The organism is Paenibacillus agri, assembly GCF_013359945.1.
Taxonomy (GTDB): Bacteria; Bacillota; Bacilli; order Paenibacillales; family Paenibacillaceae; genus Paenibacillus_AQ; species Paenibacillus_AQ agri.
On record NZ_JABWCS010000217.1, the window covers coordinates 149834 to 175608 of the forward strand.

At 46.3% G+C, this 25775-nt stretch carries 24 protein-coding genes; 9 read left to right on the forward strand and 15 right to left on the reverse strand.

Translation table 11 applies throughout. The features are described from left to right. The first annotated feature begins 124 nt into the window (after positions 1–124). The 8 genes from HPT30_RS22100 to HPT30_RS22135 all read left to right on the forward strand — a co-directional run bounded on the left by HPT30_RS22100 (position 125) and on the right by HPT30_RS22135 (position 7924). Positions 125–1147, forward strand: a complete 1023-nt coding sequence (locus tag HPT30_RS22100; protein ID WP_175373481.1) for a helix-turn-helix domain-containing protein — start codon at positions 125–127, stop codon at positions 1145–1147. Positions 1148–1584: 437 nt separating this feature from the next. Next, positions 1585–2370 (forward strand): hypothetical protein, encoded by a 786-nt coding sequence (locus HPT30_RS22105; protein WP_175373482.1) that lies wholly within the window; start codon positions 1585–1587, stop codon positions 2368–2370. A gap of 82 nt (positions 2371–2452) precedes the next feature. After that, positions 2453–4084 carry a DUF927 domain-containing protein gene (locus HPT30_RS22110; RefSeq protein ID WP_175373483.1) on the forward strand — a complete coding sequence of 544 codons (1632 nt, stop codon included), beginning with the start codon at positions 2453–2455 and terminating at the stop codon, positions 4082–4084. 200 nt (positions 4085–4284) lie between these two features. After that, positions 4285–4890 carry a hypothetical protein gene (locus HPT30_RS22115; RefSeq protein WP_175373484.1) on the forward strand — a complete coding sequence of 202 codons (606 nt, stop codon included), beginning with the start codon at positions 4285–4287 and terminating at the stop codon, positions 4888–4890. A gap of 73 nt (positions 4891–4963) precedes the next feature. Then, the gene (locus HPT30_RS22120) at positions 4964–5389 is read left to right on the forward strand and encodes a hypothetical protein (RefSeq protein WP_175373485.1); all 426 of its coding nucleotides are present in this window, start codon (positions 4964–4966) and stop codon (positions 5387–5389) included. Further along, on the forward strand, positions 5382–5840 hold the full coding sequence (locus HPT30_RS22125) for a JAB domain-containing protein (protein WP_175373486.1): 459 nt from the start codon (positions 5382–5384) through the stop codon (positions 5838–5840). The genes HPT30_RS22120 and HPT30_RS22125 overlap by 8 nt, the downstream gene beginning before the upstream one ends. Positions 5841–5970: 130 nt before the next feature. Continuing rightward, entirely contained in the window at positions 5971–6192 is a 222-nt protein-coding gene (locus tag HPT30_RS22130; protein ID WP_175373487.1) for a hypothetical protein, read from the forward strand. 19 nt (positions 6193–6211) lie between these two features. Continuing rightward, positions 6212–7924 carry a recombinase family protein gene (locus HPT30_RS22135; protein WP_175373488.1) on the forward strand — a complete coding sequence of 571 codons (1713 nt, stop codon included), beginning with the start codon at positions 6212–6214 and terminating at the stop codon, positions 7922–7924. A 364-nt stretch (positions 7925–8288) separates the two neighbouring features. Here the strand turns inward: HPT30_RS22135 and HPT30_RS22140 are convergent, their stop codons facing one another. From HPT30_RS22140 to HPT30_RS22175, 8 genes are all read right to left on the reverse strand, one after another. Continuing rightward, positions 8289–8747, reverse strand: coding sequence for a hypothetical protein (locus tag HPT30_RS22140; RefSeq protein WP_175373489.1), 459 nt, complete (start codon positions 8745–8747; stop codon positions 8289–8291). Positions 8748–8813: 66 nt separating this feature from the next. Continuing rightward, positions 8814–9224, reverse strand: coding sequence for a DUF1413 domain-containing protein (locus HPT30_RS22145; protein WP_175373490.1), 411 nt, complete (start codon positions 9222–9224; stop codon positions 8814–8816). Positions 9225–9606: 382 nt separating this feature from the next. After that, on the reverse strand, positions 9607–9750 hold the full coding sequence (locus HPT30_RS22150; RefSeq protein WP_175373491.1) for a hypothetical protein: 144 nt from the start codon (positions 9748–9750) through the stop codon (positions 9607–9609). A gap of 163 nt (positions 9751–9913) precedes the next feature. Next, positions 9914–10846, reverse strand: coding sequence for an HNH endonuclease (locus HPT30_RS22155; protein WP_175373492.1), 933 nt, complete (start codon positions 10844–10846; stop codon positions 9914–9916). A 478-nt stretch (positions 10847–11324) separates the two neighbouring features. After that, on the reverse strand, positions 11325–13493 hold the full coding sequence (locus tag HPT30_RS22160) for a hypothetical protein (protein ID WP_175373493.1): 2169 nt from the start codon (positions 13491–13493) through the stop codon (positions 11325–11327). Between the two features lie 370 nt (positions 13494–13863). Beyond that, positions 13864–14343, reverse strand: a complete 480-nt coding sequence (gene rlmH, locus HPT30_RS22165; RefSeq protein WP_066377914.1) for a 23S rRNA (pseudouridine(1915)-N(3))-methyltransferase RlmH — start codon at positions 14341–14343, stop codon at positions 13864–13866. 206 nt (positions 14344–14549) lie between these two features. Continuing rightward, positions 14550–15398, reverse strand: a complete 849-nt coding sequence (locus tag HPT30_RS22170) for an EcsC family protein (RefSeq protein WP_175373494.1) — start codon at positions 15396–15398, stop codon at positions 14550–14552. A 264-nt stretch (positions 15399–15662) separates the two neighbouring features. Next, a complete protein-coding gene (locus HPT30_RS22175) occupies positions 15663–17075 on the reverse strand; it encodes a hypothetical protein (protein WP_175373495.1) in 1413 nt (470 codons plus the stop codon). A gap of 219 nt (positions 17076–17294) precedes the next feature. On the opposite strand from HPT30_RS22175, the gene HPT30_RS22180 reads away from it, so the two are divergent. After that, complete coding sequence (locus HPT30_RS22180; protein WP_175373496.1) at positions 17295–17576, forward strand: hypothetical protein; 282 nt, start codon at positions 17295–17297, stop codon at positions 17574–17576. Between the two features lie 171 nt (positions 17577–17747). On the opposite strand, the gene HPT30_RS22185 is transcribed toward HPT30_RS22180, so the two are convergent. From HPT30_RS22185 to HPT30_RS22215, 7 genes are all read right to left on the reverse strand, one after another. Next, a complete protein-coding gene (locus tag HPT30_RS22185; protein ID WP_066377900.1) occupies positions 17748–17915 on the reverse strand; it encodes a CxxH/CxxC protein in 168 nt (55 codons plus the stop codon). Positions 17916–18456: 541 nt separating this feature from the next. Beyond that, positions 18457–20385, reverse strand: a complete 1929-nt coding sequence (locus tag HPT30_RS22190; RefSeq protein ID WP_175373497.1) for an amino acid ABC transporter ATP-binding/permease protein — start codon at positions 20383–20385, stop codon at positions 18457–18459. Further along, positions 20382–22256 (reverse strand): thiol reductant ABC exporter subunit CydD, encoded by a 1875-nt coding sequence (gene cydD, locus HPT30_RS22195; protein WP_175373498.1) that lies wholly within the window; start codon positions 22254–22256, stop codon positions 20382–20384. Before cydD ends, HPT30_RS22190 begins: the two co-directional genes overlap by 4 nt. Next, a complete protein-coding gene (gene cydB / locus HPT30_RS22200) occupies positions 22256–23272 on the reverse strand; it encodes a cytochrome d ubiquinol oxidase subunit II (protein ID WP_066377886.1) in 1017 nt (338 codons plus the stop codon). The genes cydD and cydB overlap by 1 nt, the downstream gene beginning before the upstream one ends. After that, positions 23259–24662, reverse strand: coding sequence for a cytochrome ubiquinol oxidase subunit I (locus HPT30_RS22205; protein WP_175373499.1), 1404 nt, complete (start codon positions 24660–24662; stop codon positions 23259–23261). The genes cydB and HPT30_RS22205 overlap by 14 nt, the downstream gene beginning before the upstream one ends. 224 nt (positions 24663–24886) lie before the next feature. After that, the gene (locus HPT30_RS22210) at positions 24887–25117 is read right to left on the reverse strand and encodes a cold-shock protein (protein ID WP_066377880.1); all 231 of its coding nucleotides are present in this window, start codon (positions 25115–25117) and stop codon (positions 24887–24889) included. A gap of 188 nt (positions 25118–25305) precedes the next feature. Continuing rightward, positions 25306–25506, reverse strand: a complete 201-nt coding sequence (locus tag HPT30_RS22215) for a cold-shock protein (protein ID WP_039878010.1) — start codon at positions 25504–25506, stop codon at positions 25306–25308. Between the last annotated feature and the right edge of the window lie 269 nt (positions 25507–25775).

The following is a 25775-nucleotide window of genomic DNA, read 5'->3' on the forward strand; positions in this document are numbered from 1 at the left end:
TTGCCAATACCTTTAATTTCTCTTGTTACATCAGAAAAGTATCGCCTCTACTTGGGGTGATACTTTTTTTGTTAATCCGAATAGAACAGACGTTATAATAAAAATAAAAATAAGGAGTTAACAGATGGACTTTAAAGAAATCTTAGATTTAATTCAACATAAAAACAAAAGGGTTAGCCAAAGGGCAACTTGCATTTTGCTACACTTAAAAGATGCGCTCTCAACTGCGGAAATCTCCAGTATTATGGGCATTAGCCAGCGCACTGTCCAACGATACATTAAGTATTATCACGAAGCAGGAATTAACTCCATCACAGAGGAAACAAGAGGCAGGAAGAAAGTTGTTGCTCATTCCAATATTCAAGACTTATTAAAAGAGAGCCCTTTAAAACACGGTTTTTTATTGGATACTTGGTATCCCCATATGTTACAGATAAAGACTAAGGCCTCTTACTCTACATGCAGGAGAATACTTGAGCAATCCGATTTTACGAGAAAAGAAACGGCCGCCTCAATAAATTCAAGGGAACTTCAAAATTATTTGGAGGATACTGACGAGATAACTTCAGAGATTTGGCTTATACATGTCTTCAAGTTAGGTAATGACGGAGGCAAAGTTGAATTTAAAACTGTCAGATATACCAAGGTTTTTTATTGCTTTATAGCAATCAATATAGGTTGCTCATCCAACGACAAGGTTGATCCCTCATTATCCCATTTACCGCTGCACATTTCTTCCGTCAAATCGTTCTCTCGGTCATTACGGATAAGAGGAAAATTCCAAGATGAGTTCAGAAAAAAGTATCACCTGTTTATTCAAGATACAATAGATTATATCCATGACAATGTTGAAGCGCCCATACATCTTCTAATGTATACGACCCCAAGAAATCAATCAGCTCTTCTTCATTTCCAAAGAGACAAAAAACAAACATCGATCCAAAAATCAGAAGTAAAGGCCTACCTTTTGAAAAATCGACCCACAACTGGTTTCTATGCCATTCAAAGTTTTGAGAGAAGAATGAAAATAGCATTCTCTAAGATAAGGAGAACAGATATAGAGAGCATCAAAAAGCATAAGGAAATGATTGATAAAAATATTATTAAAACAATCCCAAAAATCACGACACATTTTTGGAAATCATAATATAGTTTTTGAGACCCTGCTGCAGTAAGTCCCTTGAGGCCTTACTGCTTTTTAGCGTGGAATTTCGGGCAGAGAATCTTCAATGACATCTAAGAAGCCAAAGCTATCCTAGTGTTAATCTGTAGCAGCAAGTAAACCTTCCCTGAAAGGAGATTGTTGCTAATGCTAAATCGACATGCTTCTGGCGAACCCTAAAATAAATTCAAGAATCAAACCAGAACAAGGATTCTTGACTTTGCCCTCACTGCGGACATACTGCTGCTCCGTCACACAGAATTCAACAAGCTCTTTGACAACAACAAATAAAAGGTTAGGGCTCCTGCCGCCCCGTCCCAACAGCACGAAAAGAGATACATGATATGTATTTCATTCGCTCACCCATGTGCGGGCCGCTCTGCTGCACCCACCACCAAAAACTTTCCTAGGAGGAATTTACAATGTTAAACGTATCCTTAAAAGCTCGTGCAGCACAACCGTTGGAAAAAGCAATCATCATCAATCAGATTCAATTGGGTTGCTTTGCTATCCAGTCCTATCTTCTCATTCAGGCAAATCCCTCTCCAACGTCGACTCCACAGTATCTAAAGACACAGGTCATTCTGTCCGTGCCGTACAACCCGGTTTCTATGGAGGACACGATGAATTACATTTCCCAACTGGAGAAAATTCACGGCGTAAAACCAGGAAATGTCATCGCGGTTGGAGAGTCTGGTCTGTCGGACCTGTACGATCGGGATGTGCTGATTAATCGTTCCCAGCCGGAAATGCTTGCAGCAGCTTGCGAGCAGTCCATAGACGATGAAGACTCCCTGTTTGAACTCATCGAAAGGTTTGAGCCCGGTGAAATTGAAGCCAAGATTCAATCTCACCTGTCGCCCATCTATTCGGTAAGCATGAACGCAAAAAAAGAAACCCCTTGGCCCCTGAAGCAACTGCTGTTCATGCCCCACTATGAAATTCTGCTGCCAGTACAAAGCCAGACGGTAAGTTTGGAAGATTTCAGCAGCAGGATCTCCCAAGAATTTGACGTCCTCAGTTCAGAGACTGTCGGCGACCAAATGCGGTTTTACTGTGCGGCTGAGGAAGGACAATACGTGAGCACCGTGCTGGATGTTGTGTACATCGTACATAAGATGTATGGGCCTGACATTCGCCTCCGGCTTGCTCACCAGGGCATAATCGGGGCCTCCATCTGCTTCCACATCGACGTTCTCTACTGCTAGGAGCCCTAGGCAGAGTCCCTCCGGGGACTCCTGCCTAACCACTTATCACTTTTTGCCTGAAAGGTAGAAGGAGCGATCGCAGATGGTTAACAACAATGACAATGATGAAGCAAACCCAAGCGCCCCTTATGTTATTGATGGGAATACCTTATACAAAAGAACTGACGATGCCTCCTACACTCCTATCTCTAGAAGAGTTGAAATCATACGTCGGCTACTCAATGATGACACGGGCAAAATTACCTTAGAGCTGTCTTTTGATTACGCAGGCTCCAGTCACACGATAGAGATATCAAGAGGCCTACTCACCCCACGAAAAATCTCAGAGCTTTTGGCGTACGGGGTCGATGTGTCTGATCAGAAGGCAGGGGCTATTGTAGGATGGCTTAGTTATCAGGAAGAACAACTGCCGCTCCAGCGGGTTCATTCCACCGTTGGCTTTGATTTCTCACAGAGTCGACCTGTGTTTAAGCATGACCAGGCCATAGGAATGGATTCTCAATACGCCGGTCCGCTGCAGATTCATCCCAAGGGGACCTACGAAGATTGGCTTCATCTAGTCAAGAAAGAGGTCATGGGCCACCCGCCTTTGGAATTGGCACTCGTCTTGGGACTGTGCGCCCCCGTCGCCTCATATATTAACCATATTTCGGGTGGAGAGGTGTTACTGTTCCATCTGTGCGGGAATAGCACGCAAGGGAAGACGACGGCAGTCATGCTTAGCATCTCCACATTCGGCACACCGATTGTCGGCCATTCCAGCCTGCTCAAGGATTGGAACGGGACCCGTAATGCGGTTCTTGCCCAGTTGAGGGATATACAGGGCCTTCCTGTCGCCTTTGACGAAGCCTCCATGCTGGGGGGCGACTTTGGCAACCTGATTTACCAGTTGGCATCGGGTAAGGACAAGAGCCGTCTGGACAACGAAGGAGCGCTTCGCCGTTCCGGACAATGGAGTGGCTCAATTATCTCCAACGGGGAGCGTTCGCTGAGCAGCGGCAGTTCAAAAAATGCGGGGAGCCAAATCCGCATTACCGAATTGTCCAACATTCCTTGGACCCAATCAGCGGAGAACGCGAATCGCCTTAAGGAGGGGCTCCTGAAACATCACGGACACGCGGGCCCCCGGTTTGTCGAATACCTGCTCACACAGGGCCTCGATCAGTTAGACATGCGTCGGAGGAACTGGAGCAAGTGTATTGAGGCTGCGTTCTCTAAAGCTGATACGTTTACTCAGCGTCTATCCGACAAGATCGCCATCCTCTTGATGACCGCCGAACTAGCGAACGAGGCGTTTAATTGGGGGTTAGATGTACAGGCCATGTCAAGTCTTCTAATCTCCGCCACCGCTCAAGCCAGCGGGCATAGAGATATAGGCAAGCGTGCCTACCAATATCTAATGGAGTGCATTCACATGCACGAGAACCATTTTTATATGAATGATGTGGCTCCGTCCATTGAACCGGTCTGGGGAAAATGGATTGTGGAAGACCAATCCTTAAAGGAAATATACATCTACCCTACTGTTTTTCAATCGCTCATGAAACAGGGTGGGTTTGAAAATCCGTCAACCATTCTTCAGCTTTGGAAGGATGAGGGCCTGATCGACCATGAGAGCAACAAGTTCACCCGGAAAAAGGTTATCTCCGCCTCTTCCAGTTCTCGGGTCCATGTCGTCAAAATAATTGATTCCGCCGATTCTGATTCAGTCTGACCCTTCTACCCTTTTTGGAAAGAAATACAGGGTGAGGCAAGAGTTGATGTAAGGCAAGGAAATTTGTTCAATCCACCCTTTCACCCTTTGAAAAGGTAAGAGTCCTAAAAACATTCATATTCCTTTTTCATTACGGGTCTTCATCCAAATTTCAGAGGGTGAACAGGGTGGACACTCAAAATAAAGGAGATGTCAATACAATGACACTGTACAGAAACGATACGCCAAACGTATATCTGCCCGAAAAAATCTTCTTCGCCAATGTAGATGCAGCTTATATAGATACAAGGGTGAGAACCCCTTTTGGCGTGGTCGATCAGCTAGTAATTAAGTTTGAGGTTCAACATCAGTCCATGTCAAAAAGAGTACAGGAAAAATACAATCTTCCTTACTCTAGGACGAATAAAGCTGGACGGGCCATTCAATCATTACTGGGTGATGTGCCTGGAGAGTTTGACCCTATTGATATCATCGACAAAGAATGCCTTATCCGCATTGTGCATCGTCCTCTGAGAAATGGAGGGTTGTGGGCTGGGGTCGCGGCAGTGGTACCATTTGTAGATCCTTCTGATCCTGACGAGGACGAAACCCTTGAATTGTTGGGCGACTTTTACGGTGAAATCAGCAATGAATCGGACGAATATTTGCACCCGAACCCAGACGAGGCCGACGACATCGAGCCGGATTTTTCTGATGATGGCTCCAATGGCTGTGTGTTTGAAGATGATGAGGAGCCACCTCTCAACGAAGACGATGGAGTATACTGGCCACCCAAACAATACGACTGGGATGATATAGATGATTGATGGTTTGAGTAGCCAGAGCACGTAACCTCCCCTAGCTCCGAAACTGAATTAACGACCTTTTGGACCAAATATCATGATCTTGAATCCATATCTATCACTAGAAAGGGGCAAGATCATGATTATCATTCAATCGCAGGAAGACCTGGCTCAGTTGGACCACGAAGCATTTCCTCAGATGCTGAAACGCTTCATTTCCGACCTTTTGGAGGGGCTGCAAGCAGAGGCTGAACCGGGTGAGGAACTAGAGCATCTGCTCTCCCACCCGCTCATTTTGTGTGAACCAGGGGACAACGTGCCCGTGCTGTCGCTGTTAAACGGGCATCCCATGAGTGTAGAGTACGTGGAACGCTTTGATTTCTCAGGCGCTATTACCTTTAGAGCTGGAGTTCTGCTGGACAACGACTGGCTGGCTCAGTACATTATCCCAGCAGCTGTGCTCGACGAGCACTCACTAAACTGGCTTACAGAACGCTGCGAGGGAGGACCAGTTCATGAGTAAAAATAATGTTGCCAAGCGAATTGAATTTGTCTCCCTTCGCATGGTCCGTGAGAAAACATCATTGCTCTACCCGCAGCGTATTATTCGTAAACCAGACGATGCCGCTAAATTGTTCCGCCAGTTCATGGAGGATTGCGACAGGGAAGTATTCTGCGTCATGACACTGGATACTAAAAATCAACCGAACGCATTTCAGATCATTTCAGTGGGTACCCTGAATGCCTCTCTGGTGCATCCGCGCGAAGTATTCAAAGTTTGTATGCTCACCAACGCCGCATCCCTGATGTGCTTTCACAATCACCCTTCAGGTAATCCAATTCCGAGTCCACAAGATATTGAGATTACCGAACGCCTACGCGACAGCGGAACCCTGCTCGGTATCGACCTTCTGGATCACATTATCATCGGCGATGGCAGTTTCATCAGTATGAAGGAACGAGGGCTGATGTAATGCTGAGAAAACATGGAGAATTGTCCCAATGAGAAAAGCGATCCTAGCCCTCATCAACGCTGCCACGCTGCTTGTTTTCGAGATCATTGAGCACCGCAAGAAAAAATAATCATCCCTGGAGGGATTATCTATGTTTCATGAAGAGTCCGATTCCTACTATCTATTCATCAGCCTGTTGTCTGGAATGGTTTCCAGCCATCTTCGCCTGCAACCATCCAGACAAGCAGCGCTGGCCGACCGCAAAACAAAGCTGGTCATTCATTACCTTCTGGAGATGCAGTCCGCCAAGCAGGATGAATATGAAATGACCTGTGAACTGCTTCAGACCACCCATTTCCGAAGAATTGCCTGACGAAAGGAAGAGATGCACCATGACCCTCACCCCCAGAAAAAGGACAAGGGCACCCGTCAACGTACTAAATCAGCTAGAGTTTCCGCCAATCATCATTGAGGGGATAGCCTTCTATATTCGCGTCAGCACTAGCGAACAGGCCGAGCTTGGCTTCAGTATAGAGGCGCAGCTCGAGGAACTGCGAAGGCGCGCCAGAGCAGAGCATAAGGTGGTGTTCAAGGAATATGTGGATGCCGGAATTTCCGGAAAATCCATGAGCAAGCGCCCTGCCCTTCAGGACATGCTTCAGGACATCGAGAGCGGCAAAATCCGCGAGGTCTGGGTATGGCGCTTGGACCGGCTTTCACGCAAGCTTGCCGACATCACATTCCTCACGGAAACCTTTAATCGCCATGACGTAATATTCCGCAGCGTGACCGAAAAAGAGTTCGACATGTCAACCGCTTCCGGCAGAATGACGATGCACATGATGGGTTCCATCGCCGAGTACCAGCGGAGCATCATCGTTGAGAACGTCAAGATGGGAATGAAGCAGCGAGCGCGGGAAGGCAAGTGGAATGGCGGACAAGTGCTGGGCTACGATGGTGTAGAGATTGCCTCTGGCAAGCAGACCGAAATCGTACTTAAACCCAACTCTATGGAAGCCGAAGTTGTGCGCAAAATCTTTCATCTGTACGCGGAGGGCCAAGGCCTGCGGAGTATTGCCAACCAGATGAACCGGGAGGGCCACCGGACCAAGCCGGGGAATTTCTTTAGCAGCGTAGCGATTAAGACAATCATCAACAATCCGGTCTACATCGGGAAGATCCGCTACAATGTGCGGGAGGACTGGAGCGAGAAGCGGCGCAAGGGCATCAACCCCAACCCGATGATCGAGGAAGGTATTCATGAACCCATCATTACTATGGAATTGTGGGACGTCGTACAGGCACTTTTCCAGAAAAAGTCCTTTTCCCCTCCCCGCACCTTTGATGGTACGTACCCACTGGTTGGCCTCATGCGCTGTCCGCAGTGTGGGGCTACGCTAGGCGCACATCGAGTATGCGACACTCTGAAGGACGGGAGAAAAGTGGTTAGACGCTATTACGTCTGCACCGCCTTCCGAAACGGAGGCCGCCGGGTGTGCAGTTCAAACTCCGTCAAGGCAGACGACGTCGAGCAGTATGTGTTCAATCGGCTGGCCGAGGTTGTCCAAAAGCCGAAGATTGTGGAGGACGTTGTGCGCAAGCTGAACAAAGATCGGACCGTGAACGTGTTTCCTTTACAAAAGGAACAGGAAGCAATCGACAAGGAAATAGCCGCCATTGACACTCAGCGCAAGAAATACTTCAAGCTGTACGAAAGGGACGGAGTGGACGAGGGGCTGCTGATTGAAAGGTTAAGCGAGTTTAAGGAACAGAACGAACGCCTCCTTGAGCGTAAAACCGACGTAGAGCAGCGCCTCATGGAGTGTACCTCCGACCCGATTCCGGTGAAGCTGGTGCAGCAATTGCTAGGTCAATTCCACTCACTGCTGCACTCTTCTCCACCAGAGACGCAGAAGACCCTTTTCCAGAGCGTCATCAGGCAAATTCACTTTGAAGTACCGAAGGACATACAAAGCATTGAACTGGAATTTAATCCGCAGGTACAACAGCATTTTTTTGAACTGGCCCCTTCCGCCGAAATGGCGGAAGGGGCTTTTGCTGTGCATCGGCAAAAGTCCCTTTCCAAGTACTCCATCATTATATAGTACAAATAAACTCGCAGAAGCCTGTTGAAGCATTGTACCGACCGGAGTGTTAACTATTTGCTCCTATGATCTTCATGCTCTAAATACAGGCCACTGCGAGCTTTCTTCATTTAGTTGTCTACACTCGATGTTAATAGGCCCTTTATAAATAGGCCAAAATATGGTAGAAAATCTGATTATACGCTATACTATAATGTATTAAATAGATGTTTATGGAGAGTATTCATGAACCTTTACCTTAGAGCTCTACCCTTCGTTCGCCCTTTTAAAATTAAATAGATCTGTAGAGCCTTATCCGAATTCAAATATGTAATTTAAAATAGGAGACACCTTTGTGATGTTTCCTATTTAATCTTCAATGCACTTATTTCTTCCACAATTCATAACATTCTTGATATCTCTCAGTTTTCCCTGGCCATACTTCCTTGACCTTTGCTTCGCCAGAATCCCAACCAATTTTATAGTTCAGTTCGAATATGTCTCTTTCTGAAAGATCATCATCTAATTCTAATTCATCAATAGCATCTTTTTTGGCTTGCTCATTATATTCATAAGCGTAATCATTTGCTTTTTCTTCATTTCTAAATGCCTTAATAATTTCCCCATTTATTTTGACTCCATAAAAAATATAAGGAATGTAGCTATACTCCTTATCATCTGTTTCCTTTTTTACCCCGTCTTTAGATTTTGGTATATCAAGTTCTTCAATAACATAGTTGGCTTCGTTATCATGTTCTAGGCATAGGCACTTTTCCGCATTCTCTCTTTTTTTAAATGCATTCATTTCATTTTTCTCAGAATCAAAAATAATATAAAACTTCATAAACAACACTCCTCAAGGATTTTTTACAGAAATATGTCGACTGTCGTATTCTCATTATCCAGTTGCTTAATCTTCTTCATAATATTGCTCAACATAGTTCTTAAATAATCTCCGTACCCTCTCTGAGTCCTCTATTTTTGTGAATTTATATCTCCCCTTTTTAGTTATTTTGGCTACATCTACATTTAACTCGTCATCTTCAATTGCCTCAATAAAATCCTCTATTAAGGTCTTCTTTTCGGCTTTAGACAAATAACTCCAATGGATTTCACCTAGAGCATCCTTAATTGTGAATAGTTCTCCCTCGTTGTAATTATTTATGCGTTGCTTAATTAAACTTAAATACTCAGATCTTAAGCCTCCCCCTAACAAACGTTTCCTGACATAATCACTTAAGTTTAAACCCAATTCATAAGAAATCGTTGACAATTCATTTTTCTCTAACTCACTCAATCGTATGACAATTCTGTTATCCATCGTACCTCCGTATGACATAAATTTATTTATGCATGACAACAATATCATCATATTCCAATTTGGTCAACTACTTACTATGAATTTAAGAATTAGAGAAACCCCGTATTCTCTCTTCGATCTATTTTCCTTGCTTTGTAAGTTCTAGTCGTTTTTTGTCGATACCAAGCCTAATTACTTGTATGTAAGCTATGTTTCTCGATCAATATTAAATAGCGAGGGGACTTTTGCTGACAGTCAGCAAAAGTCCCCTTCGAAGTACACACTATTCTATAGTACAAATAAACTCACAGAAGCCCGATTACGCATATTTCAGGCTGGAGTGTTGCCTACCATGCTCCTATCTTCGGTATGCTATAAATACACGTTCCTGCGAGCTTTTCATTCATTTGGTTAATTCAATAATGTCTTTAGCCAGTTGCTGTAACCTTTGTTCAAGCCCTCGCACAGTATTAGGATCCTTTTTAATTAGATTCTCGAATGCTTTAATCGCTTTTTCTAAGTCCTGTATTTCTTTCAGCTCATTCATTTCAGTTCTCTTCTCCTTTCCTATTGGGTTCTAGAGCAATAACCCCAACCTGAATTATATATCTCCACTATCTGGCCTGAAAGCTTCTTACTTCTCTACCAGTCACGGTCTGAGGAGTTTAACGAGCAGGCTTTCAGCGAGACAAAAAACATTCGACTGTTCATCACTCTGGTTTACTATTCTTAATGTCAGTTCTAGGGTCTTTAGCTTGATAACCCCACGTATAGATAATGTTTTCTGGCTTTAGCCTTTCATTAGAAGGTATTGTCCATGTAGTTGGATGGACAGAGGCGTCTTTTGGAATGTGAGGGCAAAAAGTAAATCGAATAGGTTCAACCTTAGTGTCTGGTGAAGCAGGTAAATAAAACGATATAATCTTGGTTCCGTAAGTAAAACGGATCAAATAGGGATAGTTGGTCGATTCCTCATTCGTGGTCTTAAATACCTCTAAAATGACGATTGCATAGCCATTACCTTTGATAAATGCAGTATCCATATAGAGCGGGTAAATATCAATTTTCCCTAATAGCCAATCTGGTATATAGGAGACTAACTTCTTATCCTCTTCCTCTAGCAGCGCCCATCCCATGTGTGTTAAACATTTACAGATGTCTTCAGGCCTATAAGGTGGGGGATTATTAATTTTAAAGGTCATAATTTTCTGACCATCTTTTTCTTCAATCTCGAAGATACCTTCTTGCTCAAAGATGCTAATGTTAAGGCTGCCGTTATCAGGATTCATTTTCAATTCTGACTGCTTACCTTTTTGCTTGAACTTTGGAGCACCTGAGCCTGGTCTCTTCTGAGCACTTATAAATATTCTATCGAAGGTTAAATAGTTAACCAGTTCATTTTCATAATGACTAAACCGGTCATTACAATTATCACATTCATTTAAATAGAAGAGAGTTCTATTTCCTAATCCAGCTGGAATCACATGGGCTTCCTTCTTAAAAGTGACATCTGGTGGACTTTGATTGCAAAAGAGACAAGTCGTCTTTGATTTATCACCTACCAAATCTTTTTCAGTTCCTGTAATATCATGGGGATAATAAATAGAGTTTAATTCTGCATAATGATGATCACTATGATTCATTATTGGTTTATCCTCCCTCCAAGTAAATTTCCTAAAAATAATTATCATTTTAGCCAAGTTTGAATTCACTGTAATTATGTTTTTCGAGCCTGAAACCTCAATACATAACTCCGTTATAGCAAAATACAAAAGAATGTTCTTCCTAAGTATACCATAAAATAGAATATATTCACTCTGCGAACTCATTCTTGAACTCTTGCTTAGGCAAAAGCCCTCTTGGAGATACATCGTCATTCTTTAGCACAAATAAACCCGCAGAAACCCGTTTACGCATCATTCCAACTGGAGTGTGACCTACCCTGCTACTATCGTTGGTATGCTGTAAATACAGGCTCCTGCGACTTTTTCTAAAAAAACTTGTACTAACTCATATTCGGTTCACTGAACATCACATAAGAATAAAATGAATAAAATAATACGAAGAGCCCGAGCATTATCATTCTGCTCGGGCTTCTTGAGATGTGTTCTTATTTCATAATTATAATACAATAATCATCTTATTTATAAGATCAGTCATAGCGTCACCAATCTCTTTGGCAATAATAGCTGCAAAGGCTGGAGTTGCAAATATCTTTTTAAATGTGTCTTGCATCTCTCGCATGGTTTGGTCATAGCTGATAGGCTTCTGATAAACACCATCAATGATTTTCCTGATTTGTTCATTACCATATGATAAGTTAAATGCTACTTTATCCATAACCATATAATATTTCTCACTCGAACTAAAGTATTGGCGTATAGCTTGATGCAAAATCTGCGTGTTTCTTTGTTTATCAGACCACTTACTTATGAGTGCAGGATTTATACCACAGAATGCAAGGTCTTTATAGTCTTGATTCTTATCAAATTCTTGAGCCAAATGCTCCACATCAGTATCCGTAAGATTATCCACTACCGTACCAATAACCTGTGATTCATATAGCTTAAGAAAATCAGGGATTTCTTTACACAGAATTTTGTTCAACATAGCTTTCATATTAATACTAAAATTACCGTAGACATTAGCTCTGGTCGTATGACCTTGGCCCCTTTGCAATTTGTTATAATATGCAACGACACTTCTCCCACTAAGAGTATATTTTGTTGTTATAGTATATCCATTCACGACTGAATTATCCTCAGTAAGGATAATTTGTATTGAATTAAAAATATTAGAAATTTTTTCGGCTTCAACCTTTATCTCTACAGCTGGTGCATCCGTATTAACAGCAGTAACAAAGAGCGGGGTTTCAATACCTTTAGGCAGAATTCGTTTTTGTGTTTCACGAATTACTTCATCTATATTTTTATATAATCCAGTTGGTGTAAAACGTTCATATTTATCGCTGCCCTGAATTTTTAGTGCACGTTGTATGGGGTCAATCCCCTCATCCAGATATCTTAATGATAACCACATTCCATTTTTCTGAGGGAGTTTAGTTAAATATCCCCTGATATTTTCCTCCATATTATCAATTGCACTGAGAATGGTTGCGTCATAATCTTCCTGCTTAAGTACAACTGTTTCTTTGTTAGATTTATTGACAAGGTTTCCAATGAGTCGATCGGCCTTTGTGAATATAACATTAACTGGAACATCCAGTTTAGTAGCTTTAGAAAGTTTCTCTGCAATCGCATCACAACTTTCTGCTATGACATCATCACGTTCTTCAAGATTCATCAGCAACAAAATACTATCAGGACTACAGTTTAATGCAATGTCCAATGCATCTTTAATGGAATTACTATCCATTCCAATCTGAGTAAGCCCCATGGTATCACGTAAACAAAATCTCAGTGGGATATTTTCATCTGATCTAATTATTATCTCTGTTCTTGGTCTGCAAGCCAAGGTAATATCCTCAACAATTAGGCTGAATGGTTGGAACGGATCGAATAGTGTTTGAAGAATTGCTCCACCGTACATAAAGATATCGTCTTCATTTGCACTGTAATCATGTATTCCCTCTATTAAATTATCTTCACCTAATATCAAATTCAAATTATTGGTAATATTCTCTCCTATATGATTGAGCCACTTAAAGTATTTATCCAATAAGTCATCAGAAACACTTCCCCAAATGTCCTCAAATACCATTCTTCTAATTTCGGATAATTTTACTTTCTGCTGAGCCAGCTCTTTTTTCTTTATCTTTACACGTTCTGAGAACGTTGGCTCTGCATTCTCAATTGCATATAAGACATCCGCAATTGATTCTTTAAACTCCTCAATTGAAATCTGCTTTTCCATCATCCCTAAATGATAGGCTGCATCTTTCGGTTCCAGAATATTCTGAAACCATTCAACATCAATAGAATCCAAAGTATCTTCAGTAGACATTTCGTTGCTTGCAAATAGTTTCGCCAATTGTTCAAGAATTTCGATGTGTACATCCTTTGCCGAAAAATCTTTGATTCTAATGCGCAATGCAAAATGCTCATCTTTTTCAATGCGCTCGTCAAATACAAAGTTGCAAGGAATAATTGTTGTTTGGCTCTTGTCTCCGATTCCCACGGTAATAAATCCAATTATTCTGTGATTTACCAGAACATAGACCAAGGTACTCTTCCCAGATGTTGATGGTCCAATGACCACAATTGTTGGTGATGACTTACTGCGCTTCAAAGCCTCACTCGCCATAATACTAGAAAACTTTTTTCGTTTCATAATAAAAAACCTCCTTGTTGGAATAGAGATATGACTTCCAACAAGGAGGTTAACATAATAAAAACTGTGTAATTATACACAGCATCATCATAAAACCCCATGATTGCCGCATACAGGGATTCCTCGTATGTTAAGGAATGTGTACTGGTTTATGATTTCACTCAGCGTTTTCGTGAATGCGCTTCTTGTGAAAATCATATCTCTTGTGCTGATTTTATTGCAATAAGAGAAGTTTGTCAAACCTTTATTTCATGATAGCTGAAGGAGCATTTGTACACAGCTTAAGCATGGGAATGTGACACAGCACTGACCCATGGTCTGCATGCCGATAATACAGGCTCCTGCGAGTTTTTCTTCAAATAACTTGCCCCTACTTATGATACGGTTCCCCCCGATTTATCTTCACCGCGCGATAAATCTGCTCCACCAGCACCAGGCGCATGAGCTGATGGGGCAGCGTCATGCGCCCGAAGCTCATGCGCTGCTGCGCGCGGCGCATAACATCGTCGGAGAGCCCGTGGCTCCCTCCGATAACAAAAACAACATGGCTCGTCCCATAGGTGCCGAGCCGGTCGATCTCTCCGGCAAGCTCTTCCGAGCTCCAGAGCTTGCCGTCGATCGCGAGCGCAATAACATGCGCCTCGCTTTTAATCTGCGCGAGGATGCGTTCGCCCTCGCGCCCCTTCACCTGCACCACCTCTGCTTCGCTCAGAGAGTCGGGTGCTTTTTCATCCGCTACCTCAATCACCTGGAATTTGAGGTAAGGCGTCAGCCTTTTCGCATATTCCGCGATGCCATCGATCAAATACTTTTCCTTCAATTTGCCTACGCCAATAATCTGAATTAACATAAAACCCTCCATCTGTTTGCATACAATACTATGTCTAAAATCTATCTTCTTTCATGGGGTGTAGCTCCAGCGAAAGGCCCGGGTCTCACTAAGGTAGCATGTCTGGACTTCCGGTCCCTCTTGTCCCAGACTTTTTCTTTATTAACCGTTTCTACCGATTCTAATCTGGAACTCTTACGCCTACAGCTCCAAGCTCCTATCTCCACTTACTCCCCTACTCCACGCATCTCCGCCATCCGCGCCAGAATCCTTCTCTTCCGGTACAGCATGCGCGCAGCCTCGCCTACATCCTCAATCGTTTTGCGATTGGTATATGCGCCAAAAACAATTCCCGCCACCGGGACCATCTGCAACAGCTTTTTCCAACCGAAGTTATCCCGGTAAACGGTGATGACTTCGTGCCAGCCCTTAATCTTGGATAAGGCTGCGTTTGTGCCTTCAAGGATATCTCCGCTGCCACCTGCTTGCAGGTTCAGCTCTTCCAGGATCGCCTGCTTACCCACGATGTCCGAGGAAGCGAACTGCATCACTTTTACCGTGAATATCCGTTCCGCCTTATCGGTCGGATCATAGCCATAGCACAAGCCAATCTCCTGAATGACCTTCAGAGACAGGCCCAGAGTGGCCGGAATATCTACTGCCAGAGTGAACACGCCGCCAACTCCAGTGGTCGCCCCCTGAATCGTCGCTGTCTCCCGTCCAGTCTCGATGAGCTGAAGTGCTGATGCATCCATGACAGACAAGGAATAAGGACCTCGCTCCGACCCGCCAGCAGCCTTACTTTGAGAAGCTACAAGGGTTCCTACCTTACGTCCCGCTACCAGATAGTTGCCACCGTTCTGGATATAGCTCCCCAATTCGTCGAGCAGTTGGCCTATTTTATCGTGAATAATCTTCGGTGTAATCTTGTCCAGCAGTTTAAAAGGCAGACGGGACATGCGGTCCCAGATCATCAGCTTTTTCTGCTCTTTTTCCCACTTCGTGACTTCAGCCAGTGCGGCATCAAGCTGCTCCAATGTCTCTAACTGTGCGGACGGATGTTGTGGATGCGCCATCTTGAGAACCTCCCTTATGTTATATGGAGCTTAGTTGCCCCGTTCAAATCATCGTCATTTAAAAGGTATACGTCCGAGCAGGCGATCAGGTCCATATTTCAGTTCACCCTGTGACTCACTCCCGGATGATCACATAGCGGAGTCCCGCTGAAATTCCACTTTTCTTTTAGTGTACCACAATGTGCAGCCATTCAAGACAGCCGTACGTATACGCACAAAAGCACCCGCTACCCGCGGATGCTTTTTACAGGCAAGTCTATCCCACTACACCAGGAACATCGCGACAATCGTCGTCACCGCCAGTCCCAGCAGTACGGGCTTCAGGTTGCGGCGGGCTAGTTCGAACGGGCTAACACCGCAGATGGCGGCTGCCGGGATGAGCGCCCAAGGAATCAGCGTACCCCCTCCAACCCAAATCGCAGCCACCTGTCCCAGTGCGGTCAGCGTCGCTGCCCCAGTATGAATGGCGGATGCGAATAGCTGCGCAATGGAACCAGCCAGTGAAATACCCGAGAAGCCCGACCCATCCAGCCCGGTGATCGCCCCGATTATGGTCATGGTGACCGCGCCCACTGCACCGTTAAGCGGAACATGATTCGCCAGAGCGACACCGAGGTCGTTCACGATGCCGTGCGAAGCTTCCGGGAGCACTTTTCCGAACAGCTCGGTGAACGCCGAATCGCCCAGATAGAAAAAAGCCGCAATCGGAATCACCGGACCGAACACCTTGAATCCAAAAACAAATCCTTCTATTAAATAGGATGTGATCTTTTCAAGTCCCCGGTTTCGGTGGGCCAGCATGGTGATAGCGATCAGAATGAGTACCGCCGTACCCCCCACGAGTGCTGTGGCATCCCCGCCTTGTAGCTTCAGAACGAACATCGCGACGACATCGAGCAAGAATAGAAGCGGAATGACGATCGCCAGCGTTTTTTTGACACGAGGGCTAAGCAGCAATGGTCCTATTAGCTGTTCTCCCACCTCCGTGAGTGAACTGCCTCCTTTTACCGTGACCAACCCATTCCGCCATGTTCCATTCTTCTGATCTCTGCGCATCAGCCAGAACGCGGCCACTGTCGTAACCAGCCCCATGACAATCACAAGCGGAACACTGGCCTCCATCACACTGCTTACCGGAAGTCCGGCTGCGTCTGCGGTGAGTTTTGGGGCACCCTGAATAATGTAATCTCCGGATAGCGCGATACCGTGACCAAACAGATTCATCGCCATGGCCGCTCCCAGCGCAGGCAGACCGACACGAACGGCAACAGGCAGCAATACAGCACCGATCAGAGCGACCGCCGGCGAAGGCCAGAAGAAGAAGGAAGTCACCATCATAATGATCCCAATCCCCCAGTAAGCCATGGACGGCGTACGAATCAAACGGCTGAGCGGCGCAACCATCGTCTCATTGATCCCGGTAATAATCAGAATCCGGCTCATCGCTACAATAATGGAGATAATCATGATCGTACCGAGCAGCTCTTTGGTCGCATATACAAAAGAATTGAAGATCCCCGACACCGAACCGCTCAGCGTATTCGTCGCGAGCAGACCCAAAGCAAAAATCCCAACTACACAGATCATCGTGGTATCCCGCCGCCGGATCAGCAACCCAAGAATGAACACAATGAACACCAGATACACATAGTGGATCGCTGCTAGCTCAATCCCCATGATCGTGCGCCCCCTTCTCACCTGTAACTCAATAGGTGCTATATGCTATGCAGGGGCATGGGCGAAAGTTCGACATCAGGTGCCTTAGAGGAAAAAAAAAGAGCCACTTGCTAGTGTCTCATCGGTGGGAGCTCTTCTATCACTTATTCAGTGCAAAGTACATTTAAATAAGACTAACGGATACAAGTTGTATATAATATCCAGTAAGGGGGATAGAAAATGAACAGAATAAAGCAAAACATGCTTGCTTTGCTGATTATTTTAGGGGTTGTCCTATTTTTCTTAGTATTCAGTAGAGCTCGTACATCCGCTATTGTTCAACTCTCAGAGATATCTAAAGACAGCATTGTTGTAATAAATTCGCTTGGCGAAAAAACAATGGTGAGAGTGCCTTCTAAAATTGACACCAGTACTCTTAATGAGCAAACTTATTATTTAGTAAGCTATAGCTCAAGTTTTTTCCAACGAAACCGCTTTGATAAAATAGAAAAATCACACTAAAAGAGGAGAGCACATTGCTCATCTCACTCAAATACCAAAACCTCCATAGATACCGACATCCTTGGAGAGCTGTGAGTCTAGACGTCTACCGTTTGACCTATATTGAGGCATAAAAAAAGAACGTGAGCACTCACGTCCTTTTCGTCATCTTATCATTTACGTACAGGCCTTTTACACGACCAAATACTCAGCATTCTTCTCACATTCCGCACATTTCGCCGGCGGGTCCCAGTCAGAGAACTCCGTTTCCTTCAGATCCACTACATCCGGTGCGTCTTCGTACTCGTCCACAAACCTGTCAATGGCCAGCTCCACGTGTTCCTTACACACTACATACATTCAACCAAGCATCCCTTTCTGTGCCGCTGCGGCGTAATACTCCTTCTACTGTTCTACCACACTTCCAGGTAAAAGGGAACTCCCCGCCGTCGATTCCTGTCATTTCCTTAGAAGCAGGTGCAATACTAGAAATTATATCCGATAATATAGAGATGCAGATGCAAATACTACTCGGAGGATTTCAATGCTCATAACCATATTGTATGTTGCTTTCAGCCTGTTCGCTGCAGGCGTCTTTATATTCCGGACTATCAAGCAAAAGTTCACCAAGTACCAGACAGAGCATGTAGGAATACTCCTCTCATATCTAATAGTAGGCCTTACCCTTAAGGCTCCCATTGAATTAAAAGTCGGGTGCACTCTACTTCTCCTGCTAACATTCATGTACGGAACTATAAAAAGGTGACCCTGATTGTGAAAAAATAACCCCGTCAGACTTTTGTCTGGCGGGGCTTTGTCATTATCTATCTTCCACTTATTCCACTTCGGTTAAAGTTCCACGCTGAATCTCTGTCATGATCCAAATCTATATGCCTTCTTACTAACCAAGGAATTCTACCGGCCGGTCCAACTCATACAACCTACGGTAACGTGGCTCCTTCTCCAGCAGCTCAGCATGAGTGCCGCGCATTTCGACAGTTCCATTCTCCATAAAAATCACTTCGTCCATCAGTTCCGCACCTACAAGGTGGTGCGTAACCCAAACCAGCGATTTTCCGGCCATCGCCTGGAACATCGTCGCCAGCAGCTCGCGCTCGGTGCGTGGGTCAAGACCCACGGTCGGCTCGTCGAGCACGACGACCGGCGTGTTCTGCAGCAGGATACGCGCCAGCGCGATCCGCTGCCGTTCGCCGCCGGAGAAGCGCTGCCCGGCTTCACGCACGGGCGTGTTATAGCCTTCCGGCAGGGAAGAGATCAGGCTGTCCAGCTTCGCTAGCGCGCCAGCGGCGCAGATTTCTTCCTCGGAAGCCTGCGGATTCCCGAGCCGGATATTGTTCGCCACCGTGGTGTCGAACAGATGCGGACGCTGATTGAGTACCGCAATCAGCGAAGGAATGTCTTCGCCGTAGGACGCGGCGGCCCGCCCGTTAATCTCAGCCGAACCTTCCGTCGGCTGAATCACACCTTGAATGACCTTAAGCAGCGTCGATTTTCCCGCTCCGCTGCGCCCGATGATCGCGATCTTTTTCCCCTGCGGGAGATCTAAGCTTAGATCGCGGACAGACCAATCATCATCGGCTCCGTACCGGTAGCCGACATTCTCCAGCCGGATGTGTGTTTGTATTGCAATATCATGTTGGCTGTGGCCTTCATTACCAGCTTGCCCCGTAGTAGTCGAAATGTCGCGCCCAGCAACAGTCACTTTGATTTTCGCTATTCCAGCACTTTGCGTACGTACTTCATCTAATGTTTCTGTACGGCCTCCAGCCACTGGCGCTACTTCCAATACACCAGCACTTACCGCACGGGTTCCCTGCCCATTCTGTTTCACTTCAGCACCCTGAGTAGGCGCCCCATCCCTATCCTCCACCCCGGACAACCGCTCCAGCGAGTTCCGGTATTGTGGAATCTTCTCCACCGCTTCCGATACTGGCAGGAAGGCATCCGCAAGCGGGAAGACCACCAGCACGAACGCTGCGATCAGCGTTCCGGCAATGGCCCCGTCTGCGTATTGTCCTGCTGCCCAGTAGAGCATCGACAGCACGCCGATGCCGACAATCGCCTGCCCAATGAACATCCGCAGGCGGGCCCAGCCCCGCAGCCAGCCATCGGTGCGGGCTACTTTGCGCTCGTCGGCTTCATAGGTGGCCACGAACTGGCTTTGCCGACCACTGATCATCCAGTCGCCCATGCCCAGTACGGCATCCGTCAGCTTCTGGTAGAGACGGTTGCGCTCCTGCTTCACTTCACGCTGCCGTCTTTGCGTGAACAGCAGCGAGACCAGCGGCAGTACAACCACCAGCACCAGAATATACAGACCCATCAGCAGTGCAAAGGTCAGATCGAAAGTGCCGAGAGCAATTACTGCCGCACCATACAGCAACAGCGCAATTATGCTTGGGAAGACGGTGCGCAGGTATACATTTTGCAAATATTCGATATCATCGGCCAGCATGCCGAGGATATCTCCTGTCCGAAAGCGTGAGGACAGAAACAGCGCCTGTGGTTCCAGTATATGATACAGGCGGACACGCATCTTGGACAGAATCCGCAGGATCGTGTCATGACCGACGAGCCGTTCCACATAGTGGATCACAGCACGGCTTGTGCCAAAGGTGCGTACACCGACGATCGGCACATAGATCATTAATATATTTTCCGGCGGGATGGAGGCCTTGGAGATTAGGAACCCCGAGGTATACATCAGAGAAGAAGCTGAGAACACCGTCAGTGCACCAAGGACAATAATCAGCACAAACCGCCAGAAGTATGAAGATACATATGGGGCGAACCATCCTTCTCGTTTCAATGGATTCCCTCCAGTTGCGATTGAATAAGCTCATAATAGGCACCCTTGCGGGCGATCAGTTCCTGATGGGTGCCGGTCTCAGCTACTTGCCCCTGCTTCATCACGACGATGAGATCCATATCTACCATCCAGTGCAAGCGATGTGTCGCGAGAAAGACCAGCTTCCCGGCAAACAGTGGAAGCATCGTTTCCTTGAGCTCGTACTCCGTCTCAATATCCAGATGGGCTGTTGGCTCATCCAGCAGCATAATCGGACGACTGCTCAGCAACGCCCGAGCTAGCGCTACCCGCTGCTCTTGACCGCCACTGAGGGAACGACCGCCGCCGCCAATCATTTCTTCCAACCCGTTCGGTAGAGAATCTACCAGTCTCGACAATCCGGCTTCGCCGATTACTCGGCGAACTTCCTCCATTGAAGCTTCTGGATAATAGAAGCGCACATTGTCCGCAAGCGTGCCACTGAAGATATACGGCCGCTGCGGGATATACGCCGTCTGCTTCCGCCAGGCTTCGTCTGTCAGTGAGCTGAACGTGCTAGCGCCCACGGTAATACTGCCAGACGTAGGATGCAGAAAGCCACCCAGGATATCCACCAGTGTGGACTTCCCTGCTCCACTCTCCCCAATAATTCCGATCTTAGCCGCCCCTGCGAAACGCAGGCTGACCCCTTCCAGCGAGGACAATCCCCCTTCTTCATACTTAACACCCACGCCATTCAACTGTAGAATGGCGCCGTTAGTCCAAGCAAAGTCGGATGCAGAGGACGGTTGCCCTACAAGAGTAGTACCAGCAGTTCTATTAGTTCCAGCCCGACCAGCACCACCAACACGTCCAGCACTACTTACATTACCAGCCACAGCACCCGAGGCAGCTCCTTTTTCAGCAACCCCTTGCCCTGCTCCACTCGCCGTCAACTTAACCGCCTGCACGGTCTCCCGGTCAATAATACTCTTCATAGCCTCACCAGCTTCTTTTCCGTCCAGCGTAGCGTGGAAATCCGCACCCACAAGCCGAACCGGCAGGAAATATTCCGGCGCCAGGATCAGAATGGTCAGTCCGGTGACCAATGTCATCTGCTCATTGACTAACCGCAGACCGAGGCTGACAGCCACGGAAGCTACCGAGAGCATGGTGAAGAAATCCAGAGCAAAGGAAGACAGGAACGCCACGCGCAAGGTGCGCATCGTAGCTGAGCGATAACGATCGCTGACATGAGCGATACTCTCGCTGTGACTACGGCTGCGGCCGAGGAACTTCAGCGTCTCTAAGCCCCGCAGCGAATCGACAAAGTGATTCGACAGCGTCCGATAGGATTTTAGCTGACGATCCATTTGTTTGCGAGCCGTCATTCCGATCAGGATCATGAATGCAATAATGATCGGCATCGTCACGGTGAGAATCACGCCGCTTGTCGTGTCTTGTGTGTACACATAGACGAGCAGCATTAGCGGTGTGACTGACATTCCAACCATGCGCGGAATGATCAGCTCCAGATAAGTGCGGAACTTTGTTACGCCTTCCAATACCAGTGTAACCAGCGTACCGGTGCCCCGGTCGCCTGCCAATCTCGGCCCTAGCTGGAACAGCTTATCCATCATCTGCTGCCGCATGCTTCTTCCGGTCGCTTCCGCGAACCGGTAGGATACCCGGCTCATCAGCAGGGCGCACACATGGCGCACCAGAAACGCAAGAAGGAACAATAGGGAAGTACCCCATTGTTCCTTCAGCGGTGCTCCCGCAAACAGCGCAGAGACAACTTCCGCCAGCCATTTGGCCAGCAGAAGAATGGACAGGCTTTGCACCAGGGTCAGGAAGCCGACGATCAGAAAGACCGGCTTAACTCCTTTGTACCCAAGCAAATTTTTATCCATTAGTATTCAAGATGCTCCTTCTCGTGAACCCGTTTGTGAAAGATAAAATAACTCCAAATCTGATAACCCAATACGAACGGCAGCAGCGTCAACGCCACAATCGTCATAACCTTCAGTGAATAATGTCCGGAAGCCGCATTCGTGATCGTCAGGTTGAACGCCTGATCAATGGAGCTGATCATCACCCGCGGGAACAGTCCCACGAAGATCGAAGCCACCGACAAGGCGAATACCGCTCCAGTCATGCCGAATGCCCAGCTGTCCTTCTTCTTCAACATGAAGTAGCCTGCCAGTACATATGCAATAATACCCAATATTACTATACTCAGAAGCACTGTTCCACGCTTTTCAAAGATATCGGTCATGAAGTAGGTCATTACCACAAAACCCAGCAGCAGTACGCCCAGTGGAATCAACAGCTTCTGCCCCAGCTTGCGGGCCCGTACCTGCAGATCACCAATCGTACGCAGCGTCGTGAACATCAGGCCGTGTACCAGACAGAGCAGAACTACTGTAATTCCGGCAACAACGGTGTAGATATTAACGATATCCGTGAATCCGGCATACATCTGCATATTGGCGTCAATCGGCAAGCCCTTGATGAAGCTTGCGAAGACGACAGCCAGCAGGAACGGCGGGAGGAAGCTGCCGAGGAAGATGCAGACATCCCAAGTTCTTTTCCAGGCCAGGGAATCCCGCTTGCCCCTGAATTCAAATGCTACACCCCGGGCGATCAGCGCCAGTAGCGCGAACACGAAGGGAATATAAAATCCGCTGAATAGCGTAGCATACCAGTTCGGAAAGGCCGCGAACATCGCGCCTGCACCCGTCAGCAGCCATACTTCATTGGCATCCCAGAACGGTCCAATCGAGTTGATCAGCACCCGGCGCTCCGTATCATTCTTGGCCAAGAGCTGTGTTTCCATTCCTACACCAAAGTCAAAACCCTCCAGGAAGAAGAACCCGATGAACAGAACCGCAATCAATACAAACCACAATTCATTAAGAGAAAGCATGGGACCCCTCCTTGTTATATGGATCATGGGAATCGCTGTGATCGTTATCCATGGCATAAGGCCCTTTTTTGATAACTTTGATGAACAAGCCGACGAGTACCAGACCCAGAATTAAATAGATCGTTGTAAAAGAAATCACCGAGAATAATACCTGTCCGCTCGTGATATTAGGCGACACACTGTCTTTGGTCTGCATCAAGCCGAATACCGTCCACGGCTGGCGGCCAAATTCAGTCATCACCCAGCCCGCTGTATTGGCGATTGGCGGAAGCAGCAGTCCCCAGAACATGAACCGCATGAACCAGGTGTTCGGACGGTCCATCTTTTTACGCCAGATCAAGTAAATCGCATACAGACCAAGCACGATCATTGCCGTACCCGCAGCGACCATGATCCGGAAGCTCCAGAAGGTGGTCCGTACCGGAGGAATATAATCCCCAGGTCCGTACTGCTGCTCATACTCTGCTTGCAATTGGTTCATCCCTTTAACTTCACCGGAGAACTTACTGTAAGACAGGAAGCTAAGCAAATACGGGATTTTGAATTCACCGCTGTTAGTCTTGTTCGTAGGGTCAATATTCGCCCACACCGTCCAAGGTGCAGGATCGCCGCTCTCGCCCCATAGTCCTTCGGATGCCGCCATTTTCATCGGCTGAGTCTCTACCAGGTATTGCGCCTGAGCATGTCCTGCCACCGCTACACCCACCGAAGAGATAATGCCGACAATCGCTGCAATTTGAAAAGATTTCTTAAAGAAAGATACTTCCTGCTTCTTCAGCAGCTTGTAGGCACTGATACCCGTTACAAGGAACGCGCCTGTAGCGTACGCCGCCAGCACCGTATGTGGGAATTCCACAAGTAATTGTCCGTTCGTAATGAGAGCGAAGATATCATTCATTTCAGCACGTCCATTATTGATCGTGAAGCCCACCGGATGCTGCATGAATGAGTTAGCGGTCAGAATCCAGAACGCCGACATCATCGTACCAAAAGCAACCATCCAGATGGAGAGCAAATGCACCTTCTTAGAGACTTTGTCCCAGCCGAAGATCCATAGCCCGATGAATGTAGACTCCAGGAAAAAGGCCAGTAGAGCTTCCACGGCCAGCGGTGCACCGAACACGTCACCAACGAATCGTGAATAATCGGACCAGTTCATCCCGAACTGGAATTCCTGCAGAATACCTGTAACTACCCCGACTGCAAAATTTATGAGGAATAGCTTTCCCCAGAATTGCGCCATTCTCTTGTACTCTTCATCGCCTTTTCTTACATACATAGTCTCCATGATGGCAATCAAAAGCGCTAGCCCAATAGACACCGGCACAAAGAAATAGTGAAAAATTGTCGTCGACGCAAATTGAATACGTGACAGCATGATTGTATCCATATTTCTCCCCTTCCCTCTCCCTTATCAATACGTCTATTTTGTCAAAAATTTTAAGGGAACTGTGTGATGTAAATCACATTATACGCTCTATTTTTGCTATAAAAATAATAATTTTGTGACAAATATCACAAAGTAGTGACAAAAAAACAAAAAAAATAAGACGGTTTAACCGTCTCGGAGTTTGTGCGTTATTCTATACTAAGCTTGGCTCATAAAGGCGCCGGTCACGTAATGGAAATACCCTTCTTCAGCGACTTCAGATCACCGTTGGAATTGAGCAGCAGCGGCAGCATCTTCATACTGCGGACCATTGGAGCGTTGCAGAGACGACAAGAAGGCACAGTGTCAAAAGCAAAATTGTCCCTCATCCATCCATTGCACCCCTCGTTAGTACAGGCCCAAATCGCGGTATTCTCTTCCGGGATTTCCTCCACGGGTTTCTTCCGGTAGTTCATTGCCGTTCCTCCTTCCTTTATGTCACAAGTGGATTAACGATACATGATACCCCAAAATGTTAAGATTTATGCTTACACCTCTATAATAATAAGAAAAGCCCCAGTACGGAGCCCTTACAAAGGTTGTTGAGTTCTGTTAAAAAAAGACCGTCCCAACTTTCAACAAGCGGGGACGGTACCTTCTATTATTACAGTTTTACAACGTTTTCGGCTTGTGGACCACGGTTGCCTTGAACAACGTTGAATTCAACGCGTTGGCCTTCGTCCAAAGTTTTGAAGCCTTCGCCAGTGATCGCACTGAAGTGTACGAATACGTCGCTACCGCCTTCAACTTCGATAAATCCGAATCCTTTTTCAGCGTTGAACCATTTAACTGTACCTGTTTGCATGTGTGTAACCTCCACAAATTTAAATTAATATGTTCTTTTTATCTTCAAACAAAGAAAAAATTCACACATTGAAAAAGGTTGTATATTACTTAACTTGACAGCCCTTTTCAACACGAGAATTAGGTATCAAATGTATGATTGTTCTCATAGTACCACACCTTCGAAGTAAAGGCAAGCTGACCCATCCGAATATCACCGTTTTTTCCCACAAAAGGCTGACTTCCCAATGTAAGGGCTGTCAGCCTGGCTGGTCATGACTGCTATATCAT